Source organism: Thioalkalivibrio thiocyanodenitrificans ARhD 1, assembly GCF_000378965.1.
In the GTDB taxonomy this organism is placed as follows: domain Bacteria; phylum Pseudomonadota; class Gammaproteobacteria; order Ectothiorhodospirales; family Ectothiorhodospiraceae; genus Thioalkalivibrio_A; species Thioalkalivibrio_A thiocyanodenitrificans.
Window position 1 is genome coordinate 2453267 of the sequence record NZ_KB900536.1, and the last position, 24902, is coordinate 2478168.

29 protein-coding genes and 1 pseudogene are annotated in these 24902 nt (G+C 67.4%); 17 read left to right on the forward strand and 13 right to left on the reverse strand.

Features of this window, described 5'->3' with window-relative positions; all coding sequences use genetic code 11:
• Nucleotides 1-498 precede the first annotated feature (498 nt).
• The gene (locus THITHI_RS19820) at nucleotides 499-2058 is read right to left on the reverse strand and encodes an esterase/lipase family protein (RefSeq protein WP_018233272.1); all 1560 of its coding nucleotides are present in this window, start codon (nucleotides 2056-2058) and stop codon (nucleotides 499-501) included.
• A 472-nt stretch (nucleotides 2059-2530) separates the two neighbouring features.
• Here THITHI_RS19820 and THITHI_RS19825 point away from each other — a divergent pair, with 472 nt between their 5' ends.
• The 4 genes from THITHI_RS19825 to THITHI_RS0111665 all read left to right on the forward strand — a co-directional run bounded on the left by THITHI_RS19825 (nucleotide 2531) and on the right by THITHI_RS0111665 (nucleotide 6667).
• Nucleotides 2531-4342 (forward strand): TRIC cation channel family protein, encoded by a 1812-nt coding sequence (locus tag THITHI_RS19825; RefSeq protein WP_083908717.1) that lies wholly within the window; start codon nucleotides 2531-2533, stop codon nucleotides 4340-4342.
• Between the two features lie 282 nt (nucleotides 4343-4624).
• On the forward strand, nucleotides 4625-5416 hold the full coding sequence (locus THITHI_RS0111655) for a methyltransferase domain-containing protein (RefSeq protein WP_018233274.1): 792 nt from the start codon (nucleotides 4625-4627) through the stop codon (nucleotides 5414-5416).
• Nucleotides 5417-5578: 162 nt separating this feature from the next.
• A complete protein-coding gene (locus THITHI_RS0111660) occupies nucleotides 5579-6130 on the forward strand; it encodes a hypothetical protein (protein WP_018233275.1) in 552 nt (183 codons plus the stop codon).
• A 12-nt stretch (nucleotides 6131-6142) separates the two neighbouring features.
• Nucleotides 6143-6667 (forward strand): TlpA family protein disulfide reductase, encoded by a 525-nt coding sequence (locus tag THITHI_RS0111665; RefSeq protein WP_018233276.1) that lies wholly within the window; start codon nucleotides 6143-6145, stop codon nucleotides 6665-6667.
• Nucleotides 6668-6685: 18 nt separating this feature from the next.
• Here the strand turns inward: THITHI_RS0111665 and THITHI_RS0111670 are convergent, their stop codons facing one another.
• From THITHI_RS0111670 to THITHI_RS0111680, 3 genes are read right to left on the reverse strand one after another with little or no spacing between them, the layout of a single operon-like run.
• Nucleotides 6686-6985, reverse strand: coding sequence for a DUF3175 domain-containing protein (locus tag THITHI_RS0111670; RefSeq protein ID WP_018233277.1), 300 nt, complete (start codon nucleotides 6983-6985; stop codon nucleotides 6686-6688).
• Nucleotides 6986-7044: 59 nt separating this feature from the next.
• Complete coding sequence (locus tag THITHI_RS0111675) at nucleotides 7045-7500, reverse strand: DUF302 domain-containing protein (protein ID WP_018233278.1); 456 nt, start codon at nucleotides 7498-7500, stop codon at nucleotides 7045-7047.
• A complete protein-coding gene (locus THITHI_RS0111680; RefSeq protein ID WP_051079937.1) occupies nucleotides 7497-8558 on the reverse strand; it encodes a c-type cytochrome in 1062 nt (353 codons plus the stop codon). The genes THITHI_RS0111675 and THITHI_RS0111680 overlap by 4 nt, the downstream gene beginning before the upstream one ends.
• 448 nt (nucleotides 8559-9006) lie before the next feature.
• Between THITHI_RS0111680 and THITHI_RS0111685 the strand changes: the two genes are divergently transcribed.
• From THITHI_RS0111685 to THITHI_RS0111695, 3 genes are all read left to right on the forward strand, one after another.
• Nucleotides 9007-10800 carry a tetratricopeptide repeat protein gene (locus THITHI_RS0111685; protein WP_018233280.1) on the forward strand — a complete coding sequence of 598 codons (1794 nt, stop codon included), beginning with the start codon at nucleotides 9007-9009 and terminating at the stop codon, nucleotides 10798-10800.
• 135 nt (nucleotides 10801-10935) lie between these two features.
• On the forward strand, nucleotides 10936-11298 hold the full coding sequence (locus THITHI_RS0111690; protein WP_018233281.1) for a group I truncated hemoglobin: 363 nt from the start codon (nucleotides 10936-10938) through the stop codon (nucleotides 11296-11298).
• Nucleotides 11299-11323: 25 nt separating this feature from the next.
• Nucleotides 11324-11596: a DUF4242 domain-containing protein gene (locus THITHI_RS0111695; protein WP_026186291.1), complete on the forward strand. Its 273-nt coding sequence runs from the start codon at nucleotides 11324-11326 to the stop codon at nucleotides 11594-11596.
• 40 nt (nucleotides 11597-11636) lie between these two features.
• Here the strand turns inward: THITHI_RS0111695 and THITHI_RS0111700 are convergent, their stop codons facing one another.
• On the reverse strand, nucleotides 11637-12347 hold the full coding sequence (locus THITHI_RS0111700) for a glutathione S-transferase (RefSeq protein ID WP_018233283.1): 711 nt from the start codon (nucleotides 12345-12347) through the stop codon (nucleotides 11637-11639).
• A gap of 305 nt (nucleotides 12348-12652) precedes the next feature.
• On the opposite strand from THITHI_RS0111700, the gene THITHI_RS0111705 reads away from it, so the two are divergent.
• The 3 genes from THITHI_RS0111705 to THITHI_RS0111715 all read left to right on the forward strand — a co-directional run bounded on the left by THITHI_RS0111705 (nucleotide 12653) and on the right by THITHI_RS0111715 (nucleotide 15598).
• Nucleotides 12653-13501 (forward strand): hypothetical protein, encoded by an 849-nt coding sequence (locus THITHI_RS0111705; RefSeq protein ID WP_026186292.1) that lies wholly within the window; start codon nucleotides 12653-12655, stop codon nucleotides 13499-13501.
• Nucleotides 13464-14591: a hypothetical protein gene (locus THITHI_RS0111710; protein ID WP_156820532.1), complete on the forward strand. Its 1128-nt coding sequence runs from the start codon at nucleotides 13464-13466 to the stop codon at nucleotides 14589-14591. The genes THITHI_RS0111705 and THITHI_RS0111710 overlap by 38 nt, the downstream gene beginning before the upstream one ends.
• Before the next feature lie 125 nt (nucleotides 14592-14716).
• On the forward strand, nucleotides 14717-15598 hold the full coding sequence (locus tag THITHI_RS0111715) for a TraB/GumN family protein (RefSeq protein ID WP_018233286.1): 882 nt from the start codon (nucleotides 14717-14719) through the stop codon (nucleotides 15596-15598).
• 34 nt (nucleotides 15599-15632) lie between these two features.
• On the opposite strand, the gene THITHI_RS0111720 is transcribed toward THITHI_RS0111715, so the two are convergent.
• A complete protein-coding gene (locus tag THITHI_RS0111720; RefSeq protein WP_018233287.1) occupies nucleotides 15633-16235 on the reverse strand; it encodes a DUF502 domain-containing protein in 603 nt (200 codons plus the stop codon).
• 54 nt (nucleotides 16236-16289) lie between these two features.
• A complete protein-coding gene (locus THITHI_RS0111725) occupies nucleotides 16290-16547 on the reverse strand; it encodes a hypothetical protein (protein ID WP_018233288.1) in 258 nt (85 codons plus the stop codon).
• A gap of 106 nt (nucleotides 16548-16653) precedes the next feature.
• On the opposite strand from THITHI_RS0111725, the gene THITHI_RS18970 reads away from it, so the two are divergent.
• Entirely contained in the window at nucleotides 16654-17361 is a 708-nt protein-coding gene (locus tag THITHI_RS18970; protein WP_198005605.1) for a hypothetical protein, read from the forward strand.
• Nucleotides 17362-17399: 38 nt separating this feature from the next.
• On the opposite strand, the gene THITHI_RS0111735 is transcribed toward THITHI_RS18970, so the two are convergent.
• The 3 genes and pseudogenes from THITHI_RS0111735 to THITHI_RS0111740 all read right to left on the reverse strand — a co-directional run bounded on the left by THITHI_RS0111735 (nucleotide 17400) and on the right by THITHI_RS0111740 (nucleotide 19243).
• Nucleotides 17400-17963, reverse strand: coding sequence for a DUF2845 domain-containing protein (locus THITHI_RS0111735; protein ID WP_018233291.1), 564 nt, complete (start codon nucleotides 17961-17963; stop codon nucleotides 17400-17402).
• Nucleotides 17964-18332: 369 nt separating this feature from the next.
• Nucleotides 18333-18539: pseudogene (locus THITHI_RS21035) on the reverse strand (hypothetical protein); the annotation flags it as partial.
• Nucleotides 18540-18541: 2 nt separating this feature from the next.
• A complete protein-coding gene (locus THITHI_RS0111740; RefSeq protein ID WP_018233292.1) occupies nucleotides 18542-19243 on the reverse strand; it encodes an ion transporter in 702 nt (233 codons plus the stop codon).
• On the opposite strand from THITHI_RS0111740, the gene THITHI_RS0111745 reads away from it, so the two are divergent.
• Nucleotides 19214-20014 carry an ABC transporter permease gene (locus THITHI_RS0111745; protein WP_018233293.1) on the forward strand — a complete coding sequence of 267 codons (801 nt, stop codon included), beginning with the start codon at nucleotides 19214-19216 and terminating at the stop codon, nucleotides 20012-20014. The two genes, THITHI_RS0111740 and THITHI_RS0111745, sit on opposite strands and share 30 nt — an antisense overlap.
• Before the next feature lie 31 nt (nucleotides 20015-20045).
• Here the strand turns inward: THITHI_RS0111745 and THITHI_RS0111750 are convergent, their stop codons facing one another.
• From THITHI_RS0111750 to THITHI_RS0111760, 3 genes are all read right to left on the reverse strand, one after another.
• A complete protein-coding gene (locus tag THITHI_RS0111750; RefSeq protein WP_018233294.1) occupies nucleotides 20046-20432 on the reverse strand; it encodes a DUF3775 domain-containing protein in 387 nt (128 codons plus the stop codon).
• Nucleotides 20433-20537: 105 nt separating this feature from the next.
• Nucleotides 20538-20855 carry a DUF2288 domain-containing protein gene (locus THITHI_RS0111755; RefSeq protein WP_018233295.1) on the reverse strand — a complete coding sequence of 106 codons (318 nt, stop codon included), beginning with the start codon at nucleotides 20853-20855 and terminating at the stop codon, nucleotides 20538-20540.
• 95 nt (nucleotides 20856-20950) lie between these two features.
• A complete protein-coding gene (locus THITHI_RS0111760) occupies nucleotides 20951-21391 on the reverse strand; it encodes a thioredoxin family protein (protein ID WP_018233296.1) in 441 nt (146 codons plus the stop codon).
• 150 nt (nucleotides 21392-21541) lie between these two features.
• Between THITHI_RS0111760 and THITHI_RS0111765 the strand changes: the two genes are divergently transcribed.
• The 5 genes from THITHI_RS0111765 to THITHI_RS0111785 all read left to right on the forward strand — a co-directional run bounded on the left by THITHI_RS0111765 (nucleotide 21542) and on the right by THITHI_RS0111785 (nucleotide 24892).
• Nucleotides 21542-21898 (forward strand): hypothetical protein, encoded by a 357-nt coding sequence (locus tag THITHI_RS0111765; RefSeq protein WP_018233297.1) that lies wholly within the window; start codon nucleotides 21542-21544, stop codon nucleotides 21896-21898.
• A 94-nt stretch (nucleotides 21899-21992) separates the two neighbouring features.
• On the forward strand, nucleotides 21993-22529 hold the full coding sequence (locus THITHI_RS0111770) for a glycine zipper 2TM domain-containing protein (RefSeq protein WP_018233298.1): 537 nt from the start codon (nucleotides 21993-21995) through the stop codon (nucleotides 22527-22529).
• Between the two features lie 61 nt (nucleotides 22530-22590).
• Nucleotides 22591-22932: a PepSY domain-containing protein gene (locus tag THITHI_RS18975; protein WP_018233299.1), complete on the forward strand. Its 342-nt coding sequence runs from the start codon at nucleotides 22591-22593 to the stop codon at nucleotides 22930-22932.
• Nucleotides 22932-23618, forward strand: coding sequence for a response regulator transcription factor (locus THITHI_RS0111780; RefSeq protein WP_018233300.1), 687 nt, complete (start codon nucleotides 22932-22934; stop codon nucleotides 23616-23618). The genes THITHI_RS18975 and THITHI_RS0111780 overlap by 1 nt, the downstream gene beginning before the upstream one ends.
• The gene (locus THITHI_RS0111785; protein WP_018233301.1) at nucleotides 23615-24892 is read left to right on the forward strand and encodes an ATP-binding protein; all 1278 of its coding nucleotides are present in this window, start codon (nucleotides 23615-23617) and stop codon (nucleotides 24890-24892) included. Before THITHI_RS0111780 ends, THITHI_RS0111785 begins: the two co-directional genes overlap by 4 nt.
• The last annotated feature ends 10 nt before the right edge of the window (nucleotides 24893-24902 follow it).

The window sequence follows — 24902 nt, forward strand, 5'->3', positions numbered from 1 at the left end:
CTCGGCTATCTAGTGACCGCGGCCACCGTGCTGACCACTCTCGCGATGTTCGTCCTGCTCGGTCTGCTGGTGCGGGATTGGGTGAAGGGCACCTTGTGGTGAGATTTCGTCGCGGGGCGTCTGTACGCGCGGGGGCGGTCGGACACCCCTCTGGGCAACGACGGTGCAGCCATCCGGTGTACGGACATCGGATGTGTCCTTCCCCTGTAGGAGCCCGGTCCTCCGGGCGATCCCACCGGGGCTGGCCGATCGCCCGGAGGACCGGGCTCCTACAAGAGCGGATCGAAGCCGATTCGACTTTTCCTGGACAAGCAAGAGAAAATCTCCGGGAGCGATTTTGCGCGCAAGCCCCGAAGGGGTGAGGCGCGTGGACGCACCGAACAAAAGTAGCTCGGGCCCCGCCCAGCGGGGTTCGAAACGCCTTTGACATCGATGCAGTATCGGCCCCAATGCACGTAAGGCCCGCCGACTCAACGTGAACCCTGATCCTCCCCCGGCCTAATCCCAGTCAATCACGTCCAGCACCAGCTGCACGTCCTCCAGGTATCTGCGGGCCGGGCGCGGCAGTTCGATCACGTAGCGCGCGCGTACCCCGTCCGGCGGGATTTCCTCCACCGGGTCACGCATGATGGTGTCGGTGTTCTGCCAGCGATAGGTGAAAGGCTTGTCCGCCGTCTCGTCTCCCAGCGCCAGTTCCAGTCGATCATCCAGGAAATGATCGCCCTCGAAGCGGGAATTGCTGAACCGCCGCTCGCGTTCGTAATGGGGCTTGATGGCCAGGTCCACCACCCAGCGTGAGTAGGCGTCCCCCGAGGCGGCGCGGTGCTCGCGCCGGTGATCCCTGTATGCGAACAGGTAGCCGGTGTAGAGGACACGATCCCGGCTGCCTTCGGGCTCGTAGTGATCGCCCGCCGCCGAGAGGGGCATCTGTTCGGCGGTGAACTCGCGCTCGTTGCGCATGTCCAGGTATCCGGCGATGCCCCGGATGGCGATGCCCACCTCGATGGTCAGGTAGCGCAGCACATCGCGCCGATCGGTGCCGGGCAGGCGGCCGGACACATGACCGAAACGCAGCCGCGCCTGGAAGGACGCGTTGCCGAACAGGAAGCGGCGCAGGTTCTGATAGCCTTCCTCGCTGTTGACGATGCCGAGCGGGCCGGAATGGGCGCGATGCACGTAGGCCCGGGGCCCGCTGTAGACATAGGCGTTCTCGGTGAGCACCAGGCCGTCGCTCTTCGCACCCACCGCAAGGCGCGATCCGCCCACCACGTAATCCGCCGCATTGGTGCCCACCAGGCTGAAGGTGCGCTCCACCGGCGGGGCATATGCACAGGGCCTGTACACATGCGGCTCGTCGGTGTCATCGAGGCCCAGGTAGCGGCGCATGTAGCGCGGCGTGAACTGGTCCTCGCGCATGCCGCCGGTCATCTCGCGCACCCAGTTCACCGGCGCCAGGCCGCCCCGGAAACGGATGCCCCGGTGAGGGGTGCCGAAGGTGAACAGCTTTTGCACCTTGACCGGCTGCAGCAACTCCGGCGCCACGCCCGGGTTGCGGTCCGGCGCGGCGTACTCCTCGAGGAAGCGCGGGTTCTGCAGGTAGCAGCGGGAGATGAGCCCGCCCATGCTGTGCGCCACCAGATTGACCCCGAAGTCATCGGGGCCGCCGCAGGCCAGCCGCACCTTGTTGAGAAACACCAGCAACTGCACCGCGTATTGGGGAAAGACCGGACGCGCCTCGTCGAACAGGGCGGCCTCCGGATCGTAATAGCGGAAGATCCACAGGGTGCGGCGCCAGTCGGTGCCTGTCGGTACGCTGTCCGGGATCGGCTCCCCCTGCGTGGAGGCGAAGCGCCCGAAGGCGTCCACGTAATCGTGGTCCTTCATCAGGCGGATGACCGGGCTTTCGAAGATATGCATCTCCGGGTCGCGGCCCATGCCCTGGCGGCACTGGGTCGAGCCCAGGTTGAACCCGTAATAGGGCAGGTTGAAGGTCTCCTCCACGGCCTTCGAGGTCATGGCATAGCCGCGCACGTACACGATGGGATACGGGGTGTTCATGGCAGCGTCTCCTTGCTGTGTGGTGGGTCCCTTGCGTGGGCTGCGGGCGCGGCCTTCGCGCAGTTTGCAGGTGCCCTCAACCCTGCGCGGTTGCCGGGACGCGGGACAACCGGGAGCATAGGACACCCCGGCGTCCGGGGCAAAAAGTCCCGGTGCTCCAACGTTTCGGGGATTGGTGCCCCGGTCCCGTCGAAGCCGGCACGGGTTTCCGTGGCCGGGTCGATGCGTATACTGGGGGCACACCCGCCGTGTGTTTTGCCCGATCGAACGGCGCCGGCCCGGGTCTTGGGGGCCGGGCGCGCGCTGACCGGGGCATGGCGGGATTCGACGGCCGGTACTTGCCGGCCCCGGGGGGGCAATCATTTCCACGCCGTAAACGGGAACGACCTGTTTCCCGTCGCCGGCCTTGCGCGCGTCGGCGGCTGCACAAAACATCATTTCCCGGATTTTCCGGTCGGGGGGCGGAGTTTTCATGATCGATGGACATACACGCGCGGCTCACCGGACGCAGGGTCCGTCAGTCCACCGGGGCAGCGCCGGGCGTGCGGCACCCGCCGCCGGCATGACGACGGCGATATGCCGGTTCCTTGTGCTGAGTGTGATCGGGTTGTGTATCGCCATGTATGCGCAGCACGCACGCGCGGACACCAGCGACACCCTCCGGGTGCAGCTGTTGTGGGAACACCAGAGCCAGTTCGCCGGGTTCTACGTGGCGCAGGTGCGCAGGCATTTCGAGGCCGAGGGACTGCGGGTTGAACTCATCCCGGGCGGCCCGGGCATCAATCCCATCACCGAACTCCAGGAAGGCCGGGCGGATGTTGCCATGTCGTGGCTGGGCAACGCCTGGGTCCGATCGACACCGGACAGCCCTGTGGTCAACATCGCGCAGATCCTGTCGGGTTCGTCGCTGGCCGTGCTTTGCAGGATCAGCATGGGGGTGCTGACGCCCGCCGACATCCAGGGCAAGCGGGTGGGTCACTGGGGACTGGGTGACGAGGAGATCATCCGCCAGATGCTGCGGCGGTTGGATGCCCCACGGGATTCGGTGGTGCTCGCGCCCCAGGCGCCCGGCGGGGTGGACCTGATTGTGGGCAATGTGGATTGCGCCAGCGCCATGGCCTACAACGAGTACTGGCAGGTGATGCAGGGCGGCGTGCCGCCCTCGGACATCATCATGGTCAGTCCGGAGGTCTTCGGTATCCCCCATATCGAGGACGGCCTCTATGTGATGGCCGACCGGCTCGAATCCCCGGAGTTCCGCGCGCAGATGGTCGGCCTGGTCCGTGCCCTGCGCCAGGGCTGGCGCGAGGCGGCCATCGCCCCCACCCTGGCGGTGGAGTCCGTCCTGCGTTTCTCGGAGGACCTGGACCGGGACCATCAGCGGCACATGCTGGAGACCATGCTCAGCACGATCCCCGACGGGGATGATTTCGGTCACTTCGACCTGGCACGTTACGACGCTGCGGTCGAAAGCTGGCTTTCGAACATCGACGGCGCCGAGACCCCGCCCCGGATCTGGACCCACATGATCTGGAATCAGCTCCGGGCCGAGGATGGCGAGTACACGCCGCTGAGCGCCGCCACCCAGCACTATTCGGCCCGTGTCATGGCCCATCCGGCCTTTGAGGCCTTCGTGCTGTTCGGCGTGCTCGTGTTTGCCTTGTCCGGCGTCCTGGAGGCCATCAACCGGGGCTATGACATGTGGGGGCGGCTGATTCTCGCCTTCCTCTCCGGCATCGGCGGCGGCACCCTGCGGGATCTGCTCATCGGCGGCGACCGCATCCCGTTCTACTATGTCAAGGATCTCTCCTATCCCCTGGGGATCCTGCTGGTGGTCGTGGGCGCTTCCGTGGTGACGTCCATCTTCCAGGGCTCCCACAAGAGCCGGGCGTTCAAGCAGACCAAGAACTACGCGGACATCGTGGGCTTCTCCGTGCTGGCCACGGCCGGTGCGCAGATCGCGGTGGCCTCCAACATGCCCTGGTACTGGGCGCCCATCTGCGCCGCGCTGACCTGCGCCGGCGGCGGCATGCTGCGTGACATCGTCATCAACCAGGAGCCCAAGACCTTCAAGGGCGTTATCTACGAGGAGGCGGCGGTCGTGGGTGCGCTGGTGTTCCTCGCCGGCATGTTCGTCGCCGACCGCTTCGAAGGGTCGGCCATCCCCGTCTATCTCAGCGTCGCGGTGTGCGTGCTGGTGATCATTGCGATCCGGGTCGCCGTCCACAAGTTCGATATCAAGTACCCGCGGCTGCAGATCTTCCACAAGGCACGTGCCGGGTAACCGGTCCGTGTGACAAGGCGCGCCGCCCGTCTGCGTTCGCATGCGGCGCCCTGGAGATGGCACCTCGCCTGCGTCGCCATGATGGTTGCCGCCTCCGGCTTGCGCATCGCAGGGACGCAACAGTCGGGGAAAAGGTTCCCGTGCCCGCCCTGTGCATTCCTCAGCCGCAGGTGACCGGCGGAACCGTGCATGGACGGGAACTCTGTCTCGCCCTGATGCGTCCTTGGGGCACCGGACACCCGCGTGTCCGGGTCTCAGACCACCCAAGTGGGGGATGCACTCATGCAGATTACAGCGCAGAAAACTGAAGACGCCGTAGACCGGCTGGAGCTTGAGCACAAGGTCAAGGACATGTACCGGCGCGTGGCCGAAGAGCCCGGCGGTGAATTCCATTTCGAGATGGGCCGCAGGCTCGCCGAACGGCTGGGATACCCGGCGGCGGACCTGGACCGGATTCCCGCGCAGTCGGTGGATTCGTTTGCCGGTGTCGGCTACCACCTGGACCTGGCGGACATCGGCCCGGGGGCCATGGTCCTGGATCTCGGCAGCGGATCCGGAATGGATACCTTTATCGCGGCCCTGAGGGCGGGACCGCAGGGTCACGTGCTGGGACTGGACATGACCGAAGCTCAGAGAGTCAAGGCGCTACGCCTGGCAGAGCAAGCGGGCATCGGCAACGTGTCATTTTGCGATGGCTACATCGAGGCGCCGCCTTTCGGGGATGCCGGCTTCGACGTGATCATCAGTAACGGTGTCATCAACCTGTCGGCAGACAAGCAAGGTGTATTCAACGAGGCGGCCAGGGTGCTGCGGCCTGGCGGCCGGCTGGCGTTGTCCGATATCGTGACCGAAGCGGCGCTGCCGATGGAGGTGAAATGCGATGCCACCCTTTGGGCCGCCTGCATTGGTGGTGCCATGCAGGTGGACGACTACCAGCGCGCGATCGAATCGGCCGGTCTGAATGTTGCGCTGGTGTGCCTGAATCCGCAGTATGGTTTTCTGACCGAATCGGCCGCCGGCGCCAGTGATACCTGGGGCGTCAAGAGCATTTCGCTGGTGGCGGTGAAGCAGTGATGCCGGGCCGGCTCGCCGTCGCGGGTTCAGTGTCTGCACACCGGACATCGCCCGGGGGCTCTTGCAATTATCGGGGGGAGACGCACGTCGATGCCAACCATTATCCAGCGCGCGATTGTCGGGGTCGGACTGGCGTTCGTCCCACTGCTATGGATCATGCCGATGGCATGGGCGGACGACGGTGCCTCCGGCCGCCTCGAAGTGCGAACCGATCCCGGATCGGGCCTTACGGGCTGGCACTGGGAGGGGCAGCGCCTGGCAGTGGAGCTGGCCCAGCTGCTGCCGGACCAGACCCGTGCCTTCTTCATGGGGCGTGGTTTCGATGCCGATCAGGCCGACGGGATCGCACAGACCTGCGTGTTCCAGAGCATCATGCGCAACCATGCCGACGATGTGCCGCTGCAGCTGGATCTTACCCGATGGCGCACACATGGAGCGGACGGCGAGGGCCGTTTGCGGCTCAACCGGGAATGGCAGGAGGCATGGCGCGCGCAGGGCGCGCCGGCGTCGGCACGCATCGCGTTTCGCTGGGCCCTGTTCCCCACCCGGCAGCACTTCGAGCCGGGTGACTGGCTCATGGGCATGATCATCTTCGACCGTGTGCCCGGAGACCGGTTTGATCTGGAGCTGCGCTGGACCGAGGACGGCCGTGAACTGCGCCGGATCCTGCCCGACATTCAGTGCGCGCCGGATGTGCGTGTCCCCGCATCCTGACCCGGAGGTGTCATGATTCTCCACAGACCGCTTCTGTTCGCCGTGCTGTTCACCGTTATGATCCCGGTCACTTGGGCCGGGGAATCCGTGCGTGGGCATCTGACCCCCATGCCCGGAACGCCGGCGGCGCCCGGGTTCGTGCTGGAGGACATGGACGGACAGGTGCACCGACTCGAGCAATATCGGGACCAGGTGGTGGTGGTCAACTTCTGGGCGACCTGGTGTCCGCCGTGCCGCGATGAACTCCCTTCCCTGCAGCGCCTGTGGGAACGCATGCGTGACGAGGGCGTGGTGGTACTGGGCATCAATATCGGCGAGGACGCGGACAGCATCTTCCTGTTCACCGCGGACTATCCCGTCGACTTTCCCCTGCTGCTGGACCAGGATTCCGCGGTCATCGAGGCGTGGCCCGTGGTGGGCATACCCACCACGTACATCGTCGACCGGCAGGGCCGCCTGGCCTACCGGGCGATCGGTGCCCGCGAGTTCGACGAACCCGCGATCCGCGCCACCCTGCGCGGCCTCCTCGAAGATTGATCCGTTTCGGGCGCGGGATCAGTCCTTGTCCTTCACCGGTTTCCCGTACAGTGCGCGCAGTTCGTCCTTGGCCTGTTCAAGCACCGCCCGGCGGTCTTGCGGGAGATTCCTGCCGGCGCGGTTGATGTAGAAGTTGAGCATGGACATGGCCGAGCGGAAGGGAGTGCTCCTGCGGCGTTCGCTGCGCTCGGCGGAGCGCTTCAGGGAGCGTGCGATTTCCCGCGGGTCGTCCAGGGAAAAGACGCCCGCTTCGAGGTCGAGAGCGTGGCTGGTCTCCGTGACCTGGTGCGACCAGTACGTGGATTTTCTTCTGGCCATCGCGCCTCCCTCCGGACGCCATGCCGCCTGATCTTCGTCGGGCCGGGCCGAGGGCGCCGCTACTCGGCGTGCAGGACCTGCTCCAGAATATGGTGAATGTCCTCGCGCCAGGCGGCAAAGGTTCTCGCCAGTGCCTCGTCGGGAAAGAAGGCGGAGAAACTCTCCGGGTCGTAGGTGATCATCAGGGTTTCCTCTTCCTCGGCGAAGAGCACGATCTTCCAGGGCAGATAGGGAATCATCTCCGGGTGCCGTTCGGTGATGGCCTGCACCTCGTCGCCCCTGCCGAAGAAGACCACCCGGTAGCGGTCGGTCTCATAGCCGCTTGCTGTGAGGCCGACGTCCACGCGTTGTACCCGCGACACCGTATAGCCATGGTCGCTGATGGCCTTCTGCACGGCCAGCATGGTCTCCGGGAAGGACTGTGTCGACCGCACCATGATCAGTTCCGACGCGGCAAGCTGAGTACCGGCCAGCCATGCGGCAAGCAGCATGAACCAGGTGAGCGCGCGTCTCATAGGGTGGCCTCCTCCAGGATGTCGCGGTAGAACGCGTACATCTCGTCACAGAGCTGATTGAGATAACTGTTGTTGAACAGCGGGCTCAGGTACTTGGGGTTGATGGACATCACCTGCACCACGCCGTCGCGCTCCACCACCGTCACCCGGCAGGGCATGAACAGGCCCACCCGCGGGTCAATGGCAAGCGCCTCGTTGATCTGCTGGAAATTGCAGAAGTAGACCATCTGCTGCTGCCGATTCTCCCGGCCCGGTTCCACCATGCCCTCGTCCAGGTACTGTTCGCGGATAATGCGGAAGTTCATGCCCACCGCTGCACGCTTCACGTTCTCCAGCGTGGTCGCGAAGTCGTGATTGGATTCGTACATAAGCACCGGACTGTCCGCCTCCAGCCGGATCGCGGTGACGGGCGGCGGCCGGTCCTCGAAGCTGCGCACGAAGCTGACGATGTCGTCGATGTCTCCTTCCTCCAGTCCCAGGTCCGTCACGGAGGGCATGGGGGTGCCCTCGCGGCCCTGCATCAGGGTGCGCTTGATCATGGCGTCGGTGGCGGCCTTGAGGAAGCCGGGATTGTTCAGGGCCGGGGCCAGGATGGGCAGGTCGCGCGGGCGTGAGAAAGTCACCCCCGTGCCGGGGCTGCCTTCGCCCCGGGCACCGTGGCAGCTTGCGCAGTGTGTGCCGAACAGTGCCTCGCCCCGTCGCGGGTCGCCGATGACCGGGGCCGTGGACAGTTCGGGGGCCGGGGGGCCGAAATCGCGGATGTAGTCGACGATGGCCTGCACTTCGGTATCGCTCAGGCGGTCGAATGCCGGCATGACCCGGCCCGGCCGGCCGTGGCGGATGGTCGCGAACAGATAGCTGTCGGGGACGTTGGCCAGGAAGTCCTCCAGGGCCAGGGGTACCCCGACGCCGCCCCGCCCGTCCGAGCCGTGGCAGGCCGCACAGTTCCGGGTATAGAGCTGCTCACCCTCGGGCACGGCCTGGCCCCAGAGCGGTGAAGCGGCCAGCAGTGATGGCAGCAGCCATGCCACGAACCATCCGAGTGTTCTCCGTCTCATGGGCTGCAGATCTCCTGTCGTCATGGATGCCCCTGGGCATGACACGCCCGCCGACCGTTCATCGTGCACCGGATCCGCCGGTGACGGAAGCTTGGGTGGGGCCAGCGCCAGGGCGGGTGGCCGTGGGGGCTGAACGAATCTTCACGAAGATCGGCGCCGGCCGCATTGATGTATATCAATCGCGACTAATATTCGAAATTCATGATTTATCTGGGTGGCGCGTGTCACCGGGGATTTCACCCCCCGAAGTGGCACCCCGCCGCCGTGCCTGCGGTGTTGGTCCGGTGAACTAGACTCTTGGCCAGAGGGGAAACAAGGAACACCGCGGACCGGCAGCCCCGGGATCCCGGGGCTGCCGGTCCGCCCGGCTGCCTTGTCGTACCGGGCTTCTCCGGCGCCGGCACCACGGCGCCCCGGCCTGGTCGGAATCCAAACTCAAGGGCCAGGGATGAGCGAACTGATCCGCCTGCTGGGTCCGCCGCACATCGAGCGGGACGGGACCCGCCTGCCGGGGCCTCGGGGTGCCAAGGCCTGGGCGCTGTTCGCCTATCTGGTGCTGCGCCGCGAAGCCCCCGGTCGCCGCCATCTCGCCGAACTGTTCTTCACCGAAGCCGAGGACCCGCTCGCCGCCCTGCGCTGGAACCTGTCGGAGCTGCGCCGCGCCTTCGCCCGGCCCGATGCCTTCCGGGGTGACCCGGTGGAACTGCGCCTCGGTGGCGGGGTCGAGGTGGATGTGCTGCGCCTGCTCTCCGCGACCCCCGAGGACCTTGCCGCCATGGTCATCACCGGGGGAGAACTGCTGGAGGCGATCTCCCTGGACTCGAACCCGGCCTTCGAGCCCTGGCTGCTGGCGGAACGCCGGCGTCTGGCCACGGTGGTGGAAGCGGCGTTGCGCGAACAGGTCCTGCTCCGCCTCGCCGCCGACGACGGGATCGAGGCCTCGCGTACGGCTGCCCGTCTCGTCGCGGCCAACCCGTTCGAGGAGGGGCACCACGAACTGCTGGTCCGCAGTTTTCTGGCCGCCGGCGATCGTGATGCCGCCGCCGGGCATGTGCAGGCCTGCACCGATCTGTTCCGCCGCGAACTCGGCGTCGAGCCTTCACGACGTCTCCGGGATCTCCTTGGCGCGGGGGCCGTCGGCGCAGCGCTGCCGGTCGGCGGCTCTGCCACCGCGCGGGCGCAGATGGAAGCGGGCGAGGCGGCACTGGCCGCCGGCGCCACCCAGGCCGGGATCGACCTCCTGCGGGGCGCGGCCCGCCAGGCCGCTGCGGTGGGCGACGATGCGCTCTCGGTCAGGGTCGGGCTGGCCCTGGGGGGTGCGCTGGTGCACACCATGCGGGGCCACGAGGAGGCCGCCACGGTGCTGCACAAGGCGGCCGACGCCGCCTGTCGCCTGGGCGATCGCGTCATGGCGGCCACCGCGTATCGCGAGATCGCCTTTATCGACGTGCAGGCATGCAGGCGACAACGCGCCCGTGTCTGGCTGGACCGCGCGGAAGCGGCCGCCGAGGGCTGGCATGATGAACTCGCCTCCATCCACGGCGTGCGCGGCATGGAACTTTCGGATGCCGCCGACTATCCGGAGGCCATCACGAGGCTGGAGCAATCCCTGGACCATGCCCGCAGAATCCAGGGGCAGCGCCAGGCAGCTCTGTCCGATTCACTGCTGGGGCGCGTCTACCTGCTCACCGGGCGCTATGCCGAGGCCCGTGCCCATCTGGAGCGGGCGGCGCAGGCCGCCGAGCGCGTGCGCTGGCTCGCATTCCGGCCCTGGCCGGAGGCCCTCCTGGCGGAAGTGGACATCGAAGAGGCGCGTCTGGATGCGGCGCGCGACAGGCTCGAACACGCCTTCGCCATGGCCTGCCAGCTGGGCGACCCGTGCTGGGAGGGTGTCGCGGCCCGTGGACTGGGGGTGCTGGAGGCGCGCAGGGGGGATCATGACCTGGCGCTGACCTGGCTGGTCGACGCCCGGCATCGCTGCCTGCGTCCCGCTTCTCCCTACCAGTGGGTGCATGGCTGGATCCTGGACGGCCTCGCCGACGTTGCCCGTGTGGGAAATGCGCTTCAGGCAGCCGACTGGGCCCGTGCGCTGGAGTCCCTGGCGACCCGTGGTGCCATGCGGGAATTCGCGGTCCGTGCCTGCCTCCACCGCCATGGCCTGGGCGACAGCCAGGCCATGCGCGCGGCCCGTGTGCTGGCGGCCGACATCGACAACCCGCAATTGCGGCAAAGGATTCACTGAGGTCCGGGCGCCATCACACGCCCGTTCACACGCCGGGAGGCCAGGATGGTTGCGTGCGGGGCGGCGCGCCCCGCGGCACATCCAACGCACGAGTCGGGGATCTGTGCCCCGGCTCCCCGCCCGGAGGAGATCATCATGTCACTCTATGAGGAAATCGGTGGAGAACAATCCATTCAGACCGCGCTGGACCGTTTCTACGACAAGGTCATGGACGACCGGCGCGTGAGCCGCTTCTTTGACGGGCTCGATGTCCAGCGTATCAAGCACAAGCAGAAGGCGTTCCTGTCCATGGCCTTCGGCGGTCCGGCCGATTACGACGGCCGCGACCTGCGCGCGGCGCACGAGAGGGCCGTCTCCCAGGGCCTCAGGGAGGCGGAGTACGAGGTGTTCATGGGGCACTTCCGTGACACCCTCGAAGAGCTTGGCGTGCCCGACCCGAAGATCCGGCAGATCCTGGACATCGCCGCCACAGGCCGCGACGACGTCCTGAATCGTTGACCCACCAGAACGGAGGATGGCAACCATGCCCAGATACGTGATTGAACGAAAGCTCGGCGATGTCAGCGAAGCGCAACTGCAGGAAGCGGCGGCCTACTCAAAGCAGGTGCGCGAAACGCAGTTTCCCGATGTGGGGTGGGATCGGTCCTATGTCGTGAAGACCGATGCAGGGCTTCATACCTTCTGCATCTACGAGGCGGACAATCCGGAGCGGGTCGTGGAGCATGCCCGCGCCGCCCGGCTGCCCGCGGATGCCATCCACGAGGTGGTGATGGTCGTGGATCCCGCGGCCCTCTGACACCCGTCCCGACACCGTGGTGTGAACGGACCCGGCGGTCTCAACCGTCCAGCTCGGGATAGCGCCGGAAGATGCCGTCCTCGTTGAAGGCGATGCGCCGGCCGGACTGGAGATAGGCGGCAACCGCCGGGTGCCGCGCGACGCGCTCGTGCAGGGCCGTGAGCCCGGGGAGCGACGGATCCAGGCGCGTCATCATGGCGGGGAAGGCGTAGCGCAGGCCGGCCATGATCTGGAACATGGACAGGTCCACGTAGGTCAGCGAGCGCCCCGCCATGTAACCGCGGCCCGAGGTGTTGCGTGCCAGCACCCGCTCGAAGTATCCGAGCAGTTCCGGACCCCGCTCCATGGTGAAGTACAGGGCCCGCCGCTTCGCCTCGGGCATCTGGTCCTCATAGTAGAGCGCGGCGCCCGCAGGGTGGTGGGTTTCGTGCACGTCCACCAGCAGGTCCTCCACCGTCAGCTGAAGCTGATGCAACCACAGCCGCGTGGCCCCGGATTCGGGCGCCAGCCCGAGGCGGGGTCCCAGGAAGTGAAGGATATTGGCCGTCTGCGCAATGATCCGCCGGCCGGCACGAAGGAACGGCGGTGCGAACGGCGGACGCGCCAGGCCGGGATCCTCCAGCACGTCCAGCATCGCCTGCATGTCCTCGCGGGCCACATCCACGTAGTCGGCCCCGGCCGCTTCCAGGGCCAGGCGCACGAATTCACCGCGTCCCTGGATCGAGGGCCAGTAGAAGAGCTCGTACTTCATCGGGGTCACCCTCCGGACGGCATGGCGGCCCGGGCGCGAGGCCGGAAACCGGCTCCCCGGGCCCGAGTCCGGCCCCCATCTCTCACGGATTGACGGAGTGTAGGCCACGCCTGCGATGTCTTGCGCGCCGCGCACCCCGCGGGCGGCGGGAGATGCGGGTCCGACGACGCCCCCGACCCCCGATTTGGCCGCAGGACGTGACCTTGCCATTATGGACCCGGCGGAATGGTCGCGGCGGCCCGGTGTCAGAGTCACGGTATCGAGCCGCATACGTTCCCGCCCCAACACCTGTGAGCGGAGCAAGGGTGTCTGAAACCTCACCGCCATCGCGCTGGCTGTACCGTCTCGTGAGCTGGCATGAGCTGCGACTCATGCTGGGGAACCTGGCCCTGATCACCGTGCTGCTGGTCATGGGCAGCCTGTTGAGCCGGGTGAACTCCGGGGCGGTGCTGGCCGGCTGGACGCTGCTCTGGCTGCCGCTGCTGCTGCTGCTCTACTGGCGGCGGCGCATGGCTCGGCTCGCCTGGCTCAGGGTTCATCTCAGGGACGGGAGCCCCTGGTATGCCCGGCTGCGGGGCGGCATCCTGATGCTGCTCGGACAGGCTCTGGTGGCGGGAGTGCTGGCCCTGGCGCTGTTGATTTCCCTGGCCCGGGGTGTCCCGCCGTCCACCTGGATCGTGCTGGTCCTGTTCGTGCCGGTCTGGGCCATGGCGTGGAGCGGTCTCGGGCGGTACCTGCGCCGCCACGCCAGCGCCGAGTTCCTGCCGCTGACCGCCGCACGGACCCTTGTCCGGGTTTCCGGTGCGGTGCTGCTGCTGGGGCTGGCGACCTGGGGCCTGTGGCGGCCCCTGCCGGACCTGGGCGCGATGACGCTCCATGAGGCCGTGCGCCACCTTGCCGGCCGGCAGGAGGCCCAAAGCCCGTTCCTGGCCCACCTGCTTGCGTTCGCGGCCGCGCTGGACGGTGTGCGCCACTGGCTGGCGCAGCACTGGTTCGACGGTTTGCCCGGCATGGCCCTGCAGTTCCTCGCATGGGTGGTGGTACTGGTCCGGGAGTGGCTGTTCATCTGGCCCTATCTGCTCCTTTGCGAAGCCCTTTCTCATGTAGCCTGTGGCCATGACTACCGCGACGAACCCCAACCATCCGGCACCTGACACCGACCACCGCCGCCTACCGTACCTGGCGGCGGTCATGGCCGCCATGGCCGCGCTGCTGTGGACCCTGGCGGCGCAGGATCCCTGGGGATGGCTGTTGCCCGGGCGCGTGGGCATCGAGATCGACCGGCAGGTCTACCTGGTGCCGGAACGTGATCTGAACCGTCTGTCGCAATCCCGCCCCGACTGGCTGTCCGACGCCGAGGCGCAGGCCCTCGCGCGCATGGGGCAGGGGGTGAACCGCGAACTGGACAGGCTGTTCGAGCGGGTGCACGGCCGGGTGCCCGGGTTCGTCGACTGGTACTACTCCATGACCGGCGTCACCCTGCGCCTGATCGCCGCTATCCCGAACCCGTTCGGGGGCAACGGGAGCGATGTCCTCTCCGGCGCCGTCACGGACCATCTGTTCCCGGCGAAGGCCTGGCAGGCGGAACTGGCTGCTCTCGACGAGGCTGTGGTCGAACTCTACGGCCGGGAACTTGCGGCGCTCGAGGACCGGTGGCTTGCCTGGCTTGCCCGGGAGCTGGCCCCGTACCGGCGGGACGAGCCCCTGCCCCCCGGCCAGGCGACCATCGACCTCAATGAGCGTGTGCAGGTGCATGTGGTGGATATCCTCGAAGCCGACCGGATCGGCATTCAGGCGGCTGCCGGTCTGGGTGCCGGCGCCCTGCTGGCCAGGGGCGCCATCGCCCGGGTGAACGCGCGCGTGGCCAGCGCCCGGGCCGCCGCCCGTCTGGGCGGCCGTGGCACGGCGGCCACCGGCGCCGCGGCCTGCGGCGTGAGTGGCCCCCTCGCCATCGGCTGCGGCGTGGTGGTGTTCACCGGCATCACCCTGGGCACGGAATGGGCGCTGCTCAGGGCCGACGAGGCGCTCAACCGGGAGGCCCTGGAACAGGCCATGCACCGGGGCGTCGATGCCCTGCGCACGTCCATGATGGAGTCCTACGGCCAGGAACTGCTGGGCGGTCTTGAAACCGATCTGGGCACCCTGGCTGAGGGTGTCCAGGGGAGCCTGCGGCCCATCGACCGGATTCGTGGGCCGGATGCCGGGGAGGCCCGTCCCATGCCGGCGCATCCTCGGGCCGACTGATCCGCGCCGGGGGTGCCGGGTGAGGATTGCCCGGATCCGGATTCAATCCGGTTCCGCGGCCGGTCCCGGATGCCGGCACGCCCAGGGTCACGGCAAGTGATGGCTGAATTCCGGAGGTCTGTTCGATGCGCATGAAATGGGTGTTCCGGCTCATCGCCGGGTTGTTCCTGTCCGCCTGGATGGCCGGGACGGCACAGGCGCAGTTGCCGGGACCGGCGCTCTGGGAGGTGCGCGACGGGGATGCCGGCCTGGTGATCATGGGCTCCGTGCACATGCTCAGGCCGGACACCCGGTGGCTGCGACCGGAGATCGGGCAGCGTTTTGACGAAACCGCCATGCTGGTGCTCGAGATCGCCGACCTGCAGGGCGCGGAAGCCGTAACGACGCCCATCGTGCTGCGCAAGGGTTTCTATCCACCCGGGCAAAGCCTTGCCGACGAACTCAGCCCGGATACCTTCGAACGTGCAGTGTCCCTCGCCGAGGACCTTGGCGCCGGCGGGGGCGGGTTCGTGCGGATGCGTCCATGGCTGGCCGGGATGGTCCTCACGCAGCTCTGGGCCGCCAGTCACGGCTACGATCCCGGTGCCGGCGTGGACCGGTATTTCAGCCGCCGCGCCGCGGCGGCGGGCAAGCCGGTGATCGGGCTGGAGACCGTCGAAGAGCAGATGGACCTTCTCATCGAGGGGCTGGGAGACGACGGCGAGACCATGATGAAACAGACCCTCGGCCAGCTTGAGGACCCCGGGTACATGGACGCGCTGGTGGGGGGCTGGCTCAAGGGCGACATGGAGGCGCTGGAGCAACTCATGCGCGAAGCGTTTGCCGGCTTCCCGGAATCCCATGAAGTGTTGATCGCCGCCCGGAACCGGCGCTGGGCCGAAGCCATCGGGGACCTGCTCGCCACGCCGGGCAGCGCGTTCGTGGTCGTCGGTGCCGCCCATCTGGTGGGTCCCGACAACGTGCTGGACCTGTTGGAGGCGCGCGGATATACCGTCACGCGGCAGTAGCGCACCCGGTGTCCGGGGCCTCCCCGGGCCGGTGTCAGGGCTTGTCGTTGTCCTTGCGGGCCGAGACGCCGGCGGTCAGCGCATAGCGCATGGCGTCCTCGAGCGACAGGTCCAGCGGTTCGATGCGCTCGCGCGGTAGCATGAGGGTGTAGCCGCCGATCTGGTAGCTCATGGGCATGTAGACCGCCACGGTGCCCTCGCCGCCCAGGTTGTCCGGAAGCCCCTCGAAGTCCTCTCGGGTGAGGAAGCCCACCAGCCTGAAGTCGGTCCCGGGCAGCGTGACCAGCACGGCCTGGCCGAAGCGCTCCCGGATGTCGCCGGCGAGCAGCCTGGTGACATCGCGCACCGTGCCGTGGATGGTCTTGACCACCGGGATGCGCTCCATCAGGTGCTCCATCCAGTCGAACAGCCAGCGCACCGCGTAGGCGCGCAGCAGGATGCCCAGGGCCAGGATCAGGGCGATGCCTGCCAGGATCCCCAAACCAGGGAAGTACAGCAGATCCGGGAGGATCGCCTGCAGCAGTCCGCCCAAGGCCCACTCGGCCGTGCTGCCCAGCCACCAAAGCAGGACCATGGTCACCGCAATGGGCAGGATCGCGGCAAGGCCGGTGAGAAAGATTCGCGCAAGAAGTTTCACGGCGGCCTCCGGAATGGAACGGGTAGCCCGATACTATCGCACCCGCCGTGTATGTCACGGGGCGCACCCCGCATCCGGCGTATCACGGGGCGCGATACGGCCGGTGTAGAGCGGGTCGCATGAGGACTCCGTGAGCAGCGCGACTCCCCGCTCCAGCAGATCGACAAACGGGGCGGTCAGGGTGACCAGCACATTGGGCTCGTCGATCGCCGGGTCATGGGATCCGCCCTGGATACGCTGCTCCACGACGGCGCAACCCTCGGGGTTGAAGTGGGTTCTGCGGTGTGGACGCCGGTCGACCGGGCGCTTCACCGCGCTGGCATCCTACCGCCTACGCTCACTCGAACTCCCGTCCCACACAGCCACGCTTAGATGCAGGATACTTGCGGGACACGAGACTAGAATGCCAGGTGTGAGCATGGCCCGCGCAACATCATTGCGCCCTGCGCCCGTGTGCGCCGCCCTGCTCGGCGCATTGATGGCGTGCCCGGCAGTTGCTGTCGGGCAGGGTGCCGACCAGCCGTCCGACGACCCCGGTCAGATGACGCGTCGGGGTGCGGATCACGCATCCGGGCCGCGGACGGATGACACGCGCCGTAGCGCCGCGGGAAGTGCCCGCCGGGACCGGGCCGTTTTTCTCTATGGGGGCCAATGGAGCGCCACCCGTTTCGTCGAGATCCTCCAGCTGCAGACGGATTTCCGGAATACGCATATGGGCGCCATCGGGGTTTCCCGGATCATGCGCCGGTTCAACCGGCACCTGCACCTGGAGGCTGAGGTGAACGTGGCCCGGCACCGGGGCATGCAGGCGCACTTCGAGGTGAATGCCGCGGTGAGTCTGCGCTGGAACACCTTCCCCTGGGACCGGGTCGTGGACACGTCGCTTGCCTACGGCCTGGGGCCCTCGTTTGCGTTGGATCGTCCGCGGATCGAGGAGCGCCCGGACCGCCCCGCGAGTCGCGTGCTCGTGTTTATGGTGGGAGAACTCGCCCTCGCGCCCCCCGGTCACCGGAACGCATCCTGGGAAGGATTCGTCCGCATTCACCATCGATCCGGGATGTTCGACGTGGTCAGCGAGTCCGCCGGCTCCAACTTCGTGACCGCGGGACTGCGCCATCGGTTCTGAGCCGGGGTCAGGCCCTGCGTATCGGTGAGATATGCGGGTTAATGCCCCCGCCTGCCGCGTTCGACCCGTGTGATCCGGCCGTCGACCAGGGTGACGACCCGGTAGAAATCCCGGGGGCCGAAGTTGTAGAGCCATTCCTGTTCCAGGGCCAGGCTCCCGTGACCGGGGGCTTCGGGGAACGTGCGAATCCACCGCACCCGCATTTCCCGGTCATCCGGGTCACCGCAGCGCGCATGCAGCTCCAGGAGTGTCATCCCCTGGCGCAAGGCATGGGGCGTGCATCGGCCGGGCGCATCCGGATTGAAGCCGTAGCCGTGGGATTGCACAGAGGCCAGGCGTGAGGCGCGGAAGCGAAGCTCCTGGATGAACCGCCGGCGCCCGAAGTTGTAAAACCACACCTCTTCGTAGGGCAGGACCATGTAGGTGCCGAACAGGTGCTCGCGTACCGGTACCCGGAGGTCCGGTTCGCCGCAGACCGCCCGCACGTCGAAACGCCGGTCCCCCGCCGAGACCAGTCCCCCGTCGCAGCGCAGCCCTGCGGCGGCCGTGCCGGTCAGCATGGCCACCGCCACCAGACACAGGGCGGTTGCGAGTCGTTTCATGGCGGAGTTCCGGTGCCTGCCGGGAATACCGGGTTGGACCGCACCCATCCGGTCGAGTGCCCTTGCGCAACCGCCTGGGGCCGGACTGATCTCCGGGCACGGGGGATCAGGTTCATTCAATGCGCTGGTTACAGTGCCGGGGGGCTCAACGCTCCCCCGCTGGAGGTTCTGAGCCTTCTCTTGACTCTGCGCCGGTGGTTGCTTCGTGATCCAAGTCGTCCTGTCCAGGCTTCAAGGCGTCCCTCGGCGCTTCCGTTGCAACGGCCGGGAGAGTCACCGTTGAAGGGGTGTCAGGTTCTTGCGTTTCTTCCGAATCACGGTGTGCCGGGTCCTCCCTTCGGATCGATGGCGGTGCCGGTATCCAGGCCCGCGGAAGCTTACCTCTGTCCATATGCCCAACCTGGACCGTGTGCCCACGCGTACACCAAGCGACGCCAGCATCGAGTGGCGAAACTCCTGGACCGCCCCCATTGCCGCCAATACGATGGAGACTGCCCGTTGCTCCCGATTGCTATCGGCAACGACCGGAATGAGGCGGGCTCGCTCGCCCTTTGAAAAACACTGTGGCAAGTCCATTATTATTCCCCCTTTGGTATGTTCGGGCGATCCCGTCCCCTGGCGGACTCTTTCTGAAACGCATCACTGAACGCGGCTGCCAGTATTCCTGTGGGCATGGCAATAAGCCCAATGCCGGCGATGGCCGTGACCCCGGCAAACGTTCGCCCAAGGACCGTGACCGGTGTGACGTCCCCATAACCCACTGTCGTGAGGGTTGCGATGCTCCACCACAATGCGCGCGGAATGCTGCCGAAAGCCTCCGGCTGGCGGCCGCCTTCCACGACGTAAAGGGCGCTTGCCGAGAATACGAGCAGTAGGCCTGCTGCGATCACGCTCACCAGTAGTTCGTACCTCCTGGTATGGGTCGCGCGGATCAGGGCCGAAAGGGCCATGCTGAACCGCCCCAGCCGAGCCAGGCGTAACAGCCGTGCCAACTTGAGAAGGCGAACAAGGAAGGTGTTGTGCGTACCGGCCGTGATGATGAATGGGAGGATGGCGGCCAGGTCCACAAGCGCCCAACCGGTGAAGACGTGGCGCATGCGACCGGCAAACCCGCGATACCGGGACTCTTCGCCCGCCGCGTAAAGCCGCGCCAGGTATTCGACGAGAAACAACGATACAATCGCCACTTCGAGCCCAAAGAACAGGCTGCTCGCCTGTTGGGTCAGGAAGGGTTCCGTTTGATCACCTCCATGCCTGCCATCTCCCCCATACGCATCCACGCCATGATCCTGCGCTACCTCTACCTGCTGCGCGGGTCCTGGCCGCGCATCCTGGAGCTGGCCTACTGGCCCACGGTGCAGATGATCCTGTGGGGATTCATCACCCGGTTCTTCACGGGCCACAGCGAGTGGGTGGCGCAGGCGGCGGGAATTCTGATCGCGGCGGTGCTGCTCTGGGATGTGCTGTTCCGGGCGCAACTGGGGGTGACGCTGCCGTTCTACGAGGAGATGTATTCCCGCAACCTGGGACATCTGTTCGTGAGCCCGCTGCGGCCCTGGGAGCTGGTGATCTCGCTGCTGGGCATCAGCCTGGTGCGCACGCTGATCGGGGTGATCACGGCGGCGCTGCTGGCCATACCGCTGTATCACTACTCCATCTTCGACATGGGGCTTCCGCTGCTGGCCTTCTTCACCCAGTTGCTCGTGATGGGCTGGGCGCTGGGACTGATGATCAGCGCGCTGGTGCTGCGCCTCGGCATGGGCGCGGAGAGCCTGGCGTGGGTGGGCGTATTCGCCCTGGCGCCGTTATCCGGGATCTACTATCCCGTGGACACACTGCCTGGCTGGCTGCAGCCCGCTGCGCTGGCCCTGCCGTCGGCCCACGTGTTCGAGGGGATGCGGGCGGTGCTCATCCGCGGCGTCTTCGACACGGGCCATTTCCTCGCCGCACTGGCGCTCAACGCCCTGTACATCGGATCGGGGGTGGTGCTTTTCCTGTGGTCGTTCCAATCCGCGCGGCGGCGGGGGGCCTTACTGCAGATGGGGGAGTGAGCGTGCACTGCATTCGACCGCAAAGCGAGCGCTATTCCTCGCAGCTGTAGCCCAGCAGCTCCAGCCCTTCGGTGAGGTAGTCGGAGACCATCGGTGTGGCGATCAGGTAGTCGGCGGTGTTGGGGGTCCAGTTGTCCTTGGCGTCCTCCACGGCCATGTCCCACTCGTCGGTTTCGTAATCGCCCCGGCCCAACCACATGAGCGCGACGATCTGCACCTGCTGTTCCGGGTCCAGATCGTCGATCTGGGTCTTCAGGTCCAGGAAGGTCATATCGTCCGCGTGGTCGGCGAGCACCTGCATGGCCCAGTCGTCCCCCGGATTGCCCGGCTCCTCCGGGATCACCACCTCCTCCTTGGCGTGGAACTCTCTTGCGCGGCTGATAATGGCGCAGACGATGTCGGGATTCATCTCCAGCATGTGCACCTCCGGGGCTTGATCAAGGCCGTTCCTGCACGGCCCCGGTGCCGTCGGGTAGCCGGGGCATGACCGTTAGCATAGATCACCGCGCCGCCGTCGGGGCGGTCATTCTTCAGTGTCCTCCTGAACCAGCACCCAGGGCGCGGCCACCACGGCCCGGAACCGGGATGCGCGCGCCTGCCAGTCCCGGGCCTGCCGGTCCGTGGCCGGACCGACCTGCCCAGCGTCGATCCATGCGCTCACGGTGTCGCGATCGTCCTCCACCATGCGGGCCGCCACCTCCACCAGGTCCAGTTCCGGTGCCACATGCACCACTCGCCCCCGGGCGAAGTGGCGCTCCAGTTCGGGCCACGTGACGGGCCCGGTCTCGGCGGTGAGCCGGGCACGCAGTCCGGAGGCGGTGTCATCGGGTGCAACGGGCATAGGGAAACGCGCCAGTGGAAGGTCGAAAGCGGAAAGATACAAGAAAAGGGCCGTTCTGACAGGTCTTCGGGAGATCAGCGGAGGGTGCATCCCCCCTACCCGGGCGGGTGATCCCCGCCGTCGCCATCGTCGGTGTCCTGGCCCCAGGCCCCCACCAGATCGCGGATCTGCTGCTCGTTGCGTGAACCCGTCAGTACCCGCTCGATCCGGCCCTCGCTGATCACCACCAGGGTGGGCGTTCCCAGGATGCCAAAGCGCCGGGCCAGTGCCCGTTCTTCCAGGGCATTGATCTTGACGATGTCCTTGCGGGTGTCCAGCAACGGGTTGATGACCATGGAGGTGGTCCCGCAGACATGGCAGCCGGGCCGCCAGAAGTAGAGGATCAGCCGGGGCTGCTCCAGCAGCTTCGCGTTCACCACGTCATCCAGGCGCGGGGCACTCCGGCCCCGCTGGTTGCGGGTGCGCCAGACCAGCCAGAACTGCGACGCAACAAAGGCGCCGATGAACAGCAGGAAGTAAAGGCCGAGCCGGTCCATGATCCTTGTATACGCAATATTTGGAGAAAGGACACATTCCGGGGCTTCTCCGCGGCTCATTCCCCGGTCCCCGTTCAGTCCCGGTTCAGTGGCGGGCAGGCAGTCTGACACTGGCGGGCAGGGTGCCCGCAATCGAGAGGAGAAGCCGTCATGCGCAAATCCGTCTTCCGGTTGGGCGCCGGCGTACTGGGCGCCGTTCTGCTGCTTCCGGGCGCCGCCCTGGCGGGCCATTACGGCCACGTCGTCCCGGGCAGCGTCACCACCATCACCTACACTACCACCCATGTGCGCGGTGGGCCGCCGGCCTGGGCCCCGGCCCACGGCTATCGCCAGAAGCGTGCCCCCCGCCACCGTGTGCGCCACTACAAGGGCTATCGGCAACCGGTGGTCGTCTACCCGGCCCCGGTGCACAGGGCGCCGGCATACCGGGCCCCGGCCACCGTCTATCACGGACCGGCCGGTCACAGCACGCTGGACTTCAGCATCCGCTACCGGACGCGGTTCTGAGGCCGGGCATTGCCGTCCGCGGATTCAGGCTGCATTCAGGGCGCCCGGGGCACCCTGGGCGTGGCAAGAGCCCCCAGGTGGAGGAGAAACTGTCATGAAACTGCGACTCACGGTACTTTCCCTGACGCTGGCCGGCATGGCCATGGGCGGTGCCGCCCAAGCCTATGATCGTCCGTCCGGCGTGTTCTACGACCAGGCCCGGGTGGTGGACGTGCGGCCGGTCATCGAGGTGGTGCGGGTGGCCGCACCCGGCCAGGAGTGCTGGACGGAACCGGTACGGCACGTTCAGCAGACCGGCCCGGACACCGGCGTCTATACACTCACCGGCACCATCATCGGCGGTGTGCTGGGTAACCAGATCGGCAAGGGCAACGGACGTCGCGCGGCCACCGCGGTGGGCACCGTGGCCGGCGCCATGATCGGCAGCGACATGGCCCGCAGCCGCCAGCAGACCCGGGTCTACACGACCCATGAGCAGCATTGCCGGACGGTGGAGCGTTTCTACGAGGAAGAACGCCATGCGGGCTATCGCGTGACCTACCGCTATCGCGGGCAGGAGTACACCCGCACCATGGCCTACGATCCGGGCGACACGGTCCGGGTGAGGGTGGCGGTGGACCCGGCCGATTGAGGCCGGCGCCGGCCGGTGCTTTCCTGACGGGCCGGAGGCGGTACACTGGGACGCTATGCCGATGCATGTCACGCTACCGCCTCCTCGCCCCGCCCGCCGTTGCCGGATCGCGGCAACAGGGGGGCTGCTGGTCCTGCTGCTGGGGCTGGGCGTCCCGATGACCCCTGTCACGGCCATGGCCGCGCCGCCGCTTCCCGGCGGGGCGTTTCCCGAGCTGGCCCAGGCCGACGGGGTCTCCCTGAATCAGGCGGTGGCCCAGGTACAGCGGCGCACCGGCGGCCGCGTGCTGTCGGCCGAGACCCGGACGGAGAACGGCGTGCCGGTGCATCACATCCGCGTGCTCACCGACAATCAGCGGGTGCGCACCATCCGCGTGGACGGGCGTACGGGGGAGTGGCTGTAATGCGCGTCGTGGTGATCGAGGACGAGGCCCCGCTGCGCGAGCAGCTTCGCGAGCGCCTGGAATCCGAGGGCTGGATGGTGGATACCAGCGCCGACGGTGAAGATGGCCTGTTCCGGCTCACCGAGTATCCCGTGGACGTGGCCGTGGTGGATCTCGGTCTGCCGCGCCTGCCGGGACTCGATGTCATCCGCCGGCTGCGCGCCGGGGGCGGGCGGGTGCCGGTGCTCATTCTCACCGCCCGCAGCCAGTGGCAGGAGAAGGTGGAGGGGCTGGAGGCCGGTGCCGACGATTACCTGGCCAAGCCGTTTCACATGGAGGAACTGGTGGCCCGCATCCGCGCGCTGGCGAGGCGTGCCGCGGGGAGTCCCGACGGGCGTCTCACCCTCGGCCCCCTGGTGATGGACACCGGTGCCCAGACCGTGACCCGGGATGGTGAACCCGTCGTGCTGACCTCCTTCGAATACCGGGTGCTGGAATACCTGGCGCGCCACGCGGGCCGGGTGGTCTCCAAGCAGACGCTGACCGATTATCTCTATGCGCACGATGACGACCGGGACAGCAATGTCCTGGAGGTGCTCATCGGCCGGCTGCGCCGCAAGCTGGACCCGGACGGGACCCTTGCCCCCATCGAGACCCTGCGCGGCCGGGGCTACAGGCTCAATCTGGTTGACGACGGAGGGTCATGAGTTCCCTGAGCCTGCGGGTGGGGTTCATCGCCGCCCTGGTGGTGGCGGTATTCGCCGTACTCACCGCGCTGGCCCTGGAACGCGCCTTCCGCGAGAGCGCCGCCCAGGCCCTGGATGAACGGCTGCACGCTCAGCTCTACCTGCTCATGGGCGTGACCGAGGTGGATGAGGACGGCCGTGTCACGCTGCCCGAACGGCTGCCCGAGGCGCGGCTCATGCTGCCCGGGTCCGGGCTGGTGGCGGAGGTTCGGGCACCGGACGGCACGCAGTTGTGGACCTCGCCCTCGGCCCTGGGCCATGGCCCGGAGGGGGACGATTTTCCTTTCCTGGTGAGTCTCACCGTGCACTGGGAACTGAGCGAAGGTCTGCATCCGCTGGAGTTTCGCGTCAGGGAGGACCGTGCCGCCTTCGAGGCGCAGATCTCGGGATACCGGCAAAGTCTCTGGGGCTGGCTCGTTGCCCTGGCCGTGCTGTTGCTCGCCGCCCAGGCGTTCGCCCTGCACCAGGGGCTCAAGCCCCTGCGCCGGGTCGCCCGGGAGCTGAGGGCCGTGGAACGGGGCCACCAGGCGGGCCTCCAGGGGCACTATCCGGTGGAACTCAGGGGCCTGACCGAAAACCTCAATGCGCTGGTGCGCCACGAACGGGCGCAGCTGGCCCGCTACCGGGACGCGCTCTCCGACCTGGCGCACAGTCTCAAGACGCCGCTTGCGGTGCTGCGCGGCACCCTCGACACCCGCGAGCTGGACCGTGCGCAGGTCCTGGAGCAGCTTGAGCGCATGGAGCGCATCGTGGCCTACCAGTTGCAGCGGGCCGCCACCTCGGGGCGCAGCGCCTTGACCGTGCCGGTGCCCGTCAAGCCGCTGGTCGAACGCCTGGCCACGACGCTCGCCAAGGTCTACCCGGAACACGACGTGGCATTCGAGTCCCGGGTCCCCGGGGACCTGCAGTTTCGCGGCAATGAGGGCGACTTCATGGAGCTGATGGGCAACCTGCTGGACAACGCCTGGAAGCATGGCGGCAGCCGGGTGCGGGTGGACGCGGGGCCGGACGGCAAACGCCTGGAACTCGCGGTCTGCGATAACGGCCCCGGCATCCCCCCGGATCAGATCCCCACCATCCTCAGCCGTGGCGGCCGCCTGGACGAGCAGGTGCCGGGTCAGGGTATCGGACTGGCCGTGGTTGCCGACATCGTCGCCGCCTACGAGGGCAGGATCGAGATCGACCGGGGCCCGCTCGATGGCACCCGTGTACGGGTATGGCTGCCGAGCGGGTGAAGCGGGCATT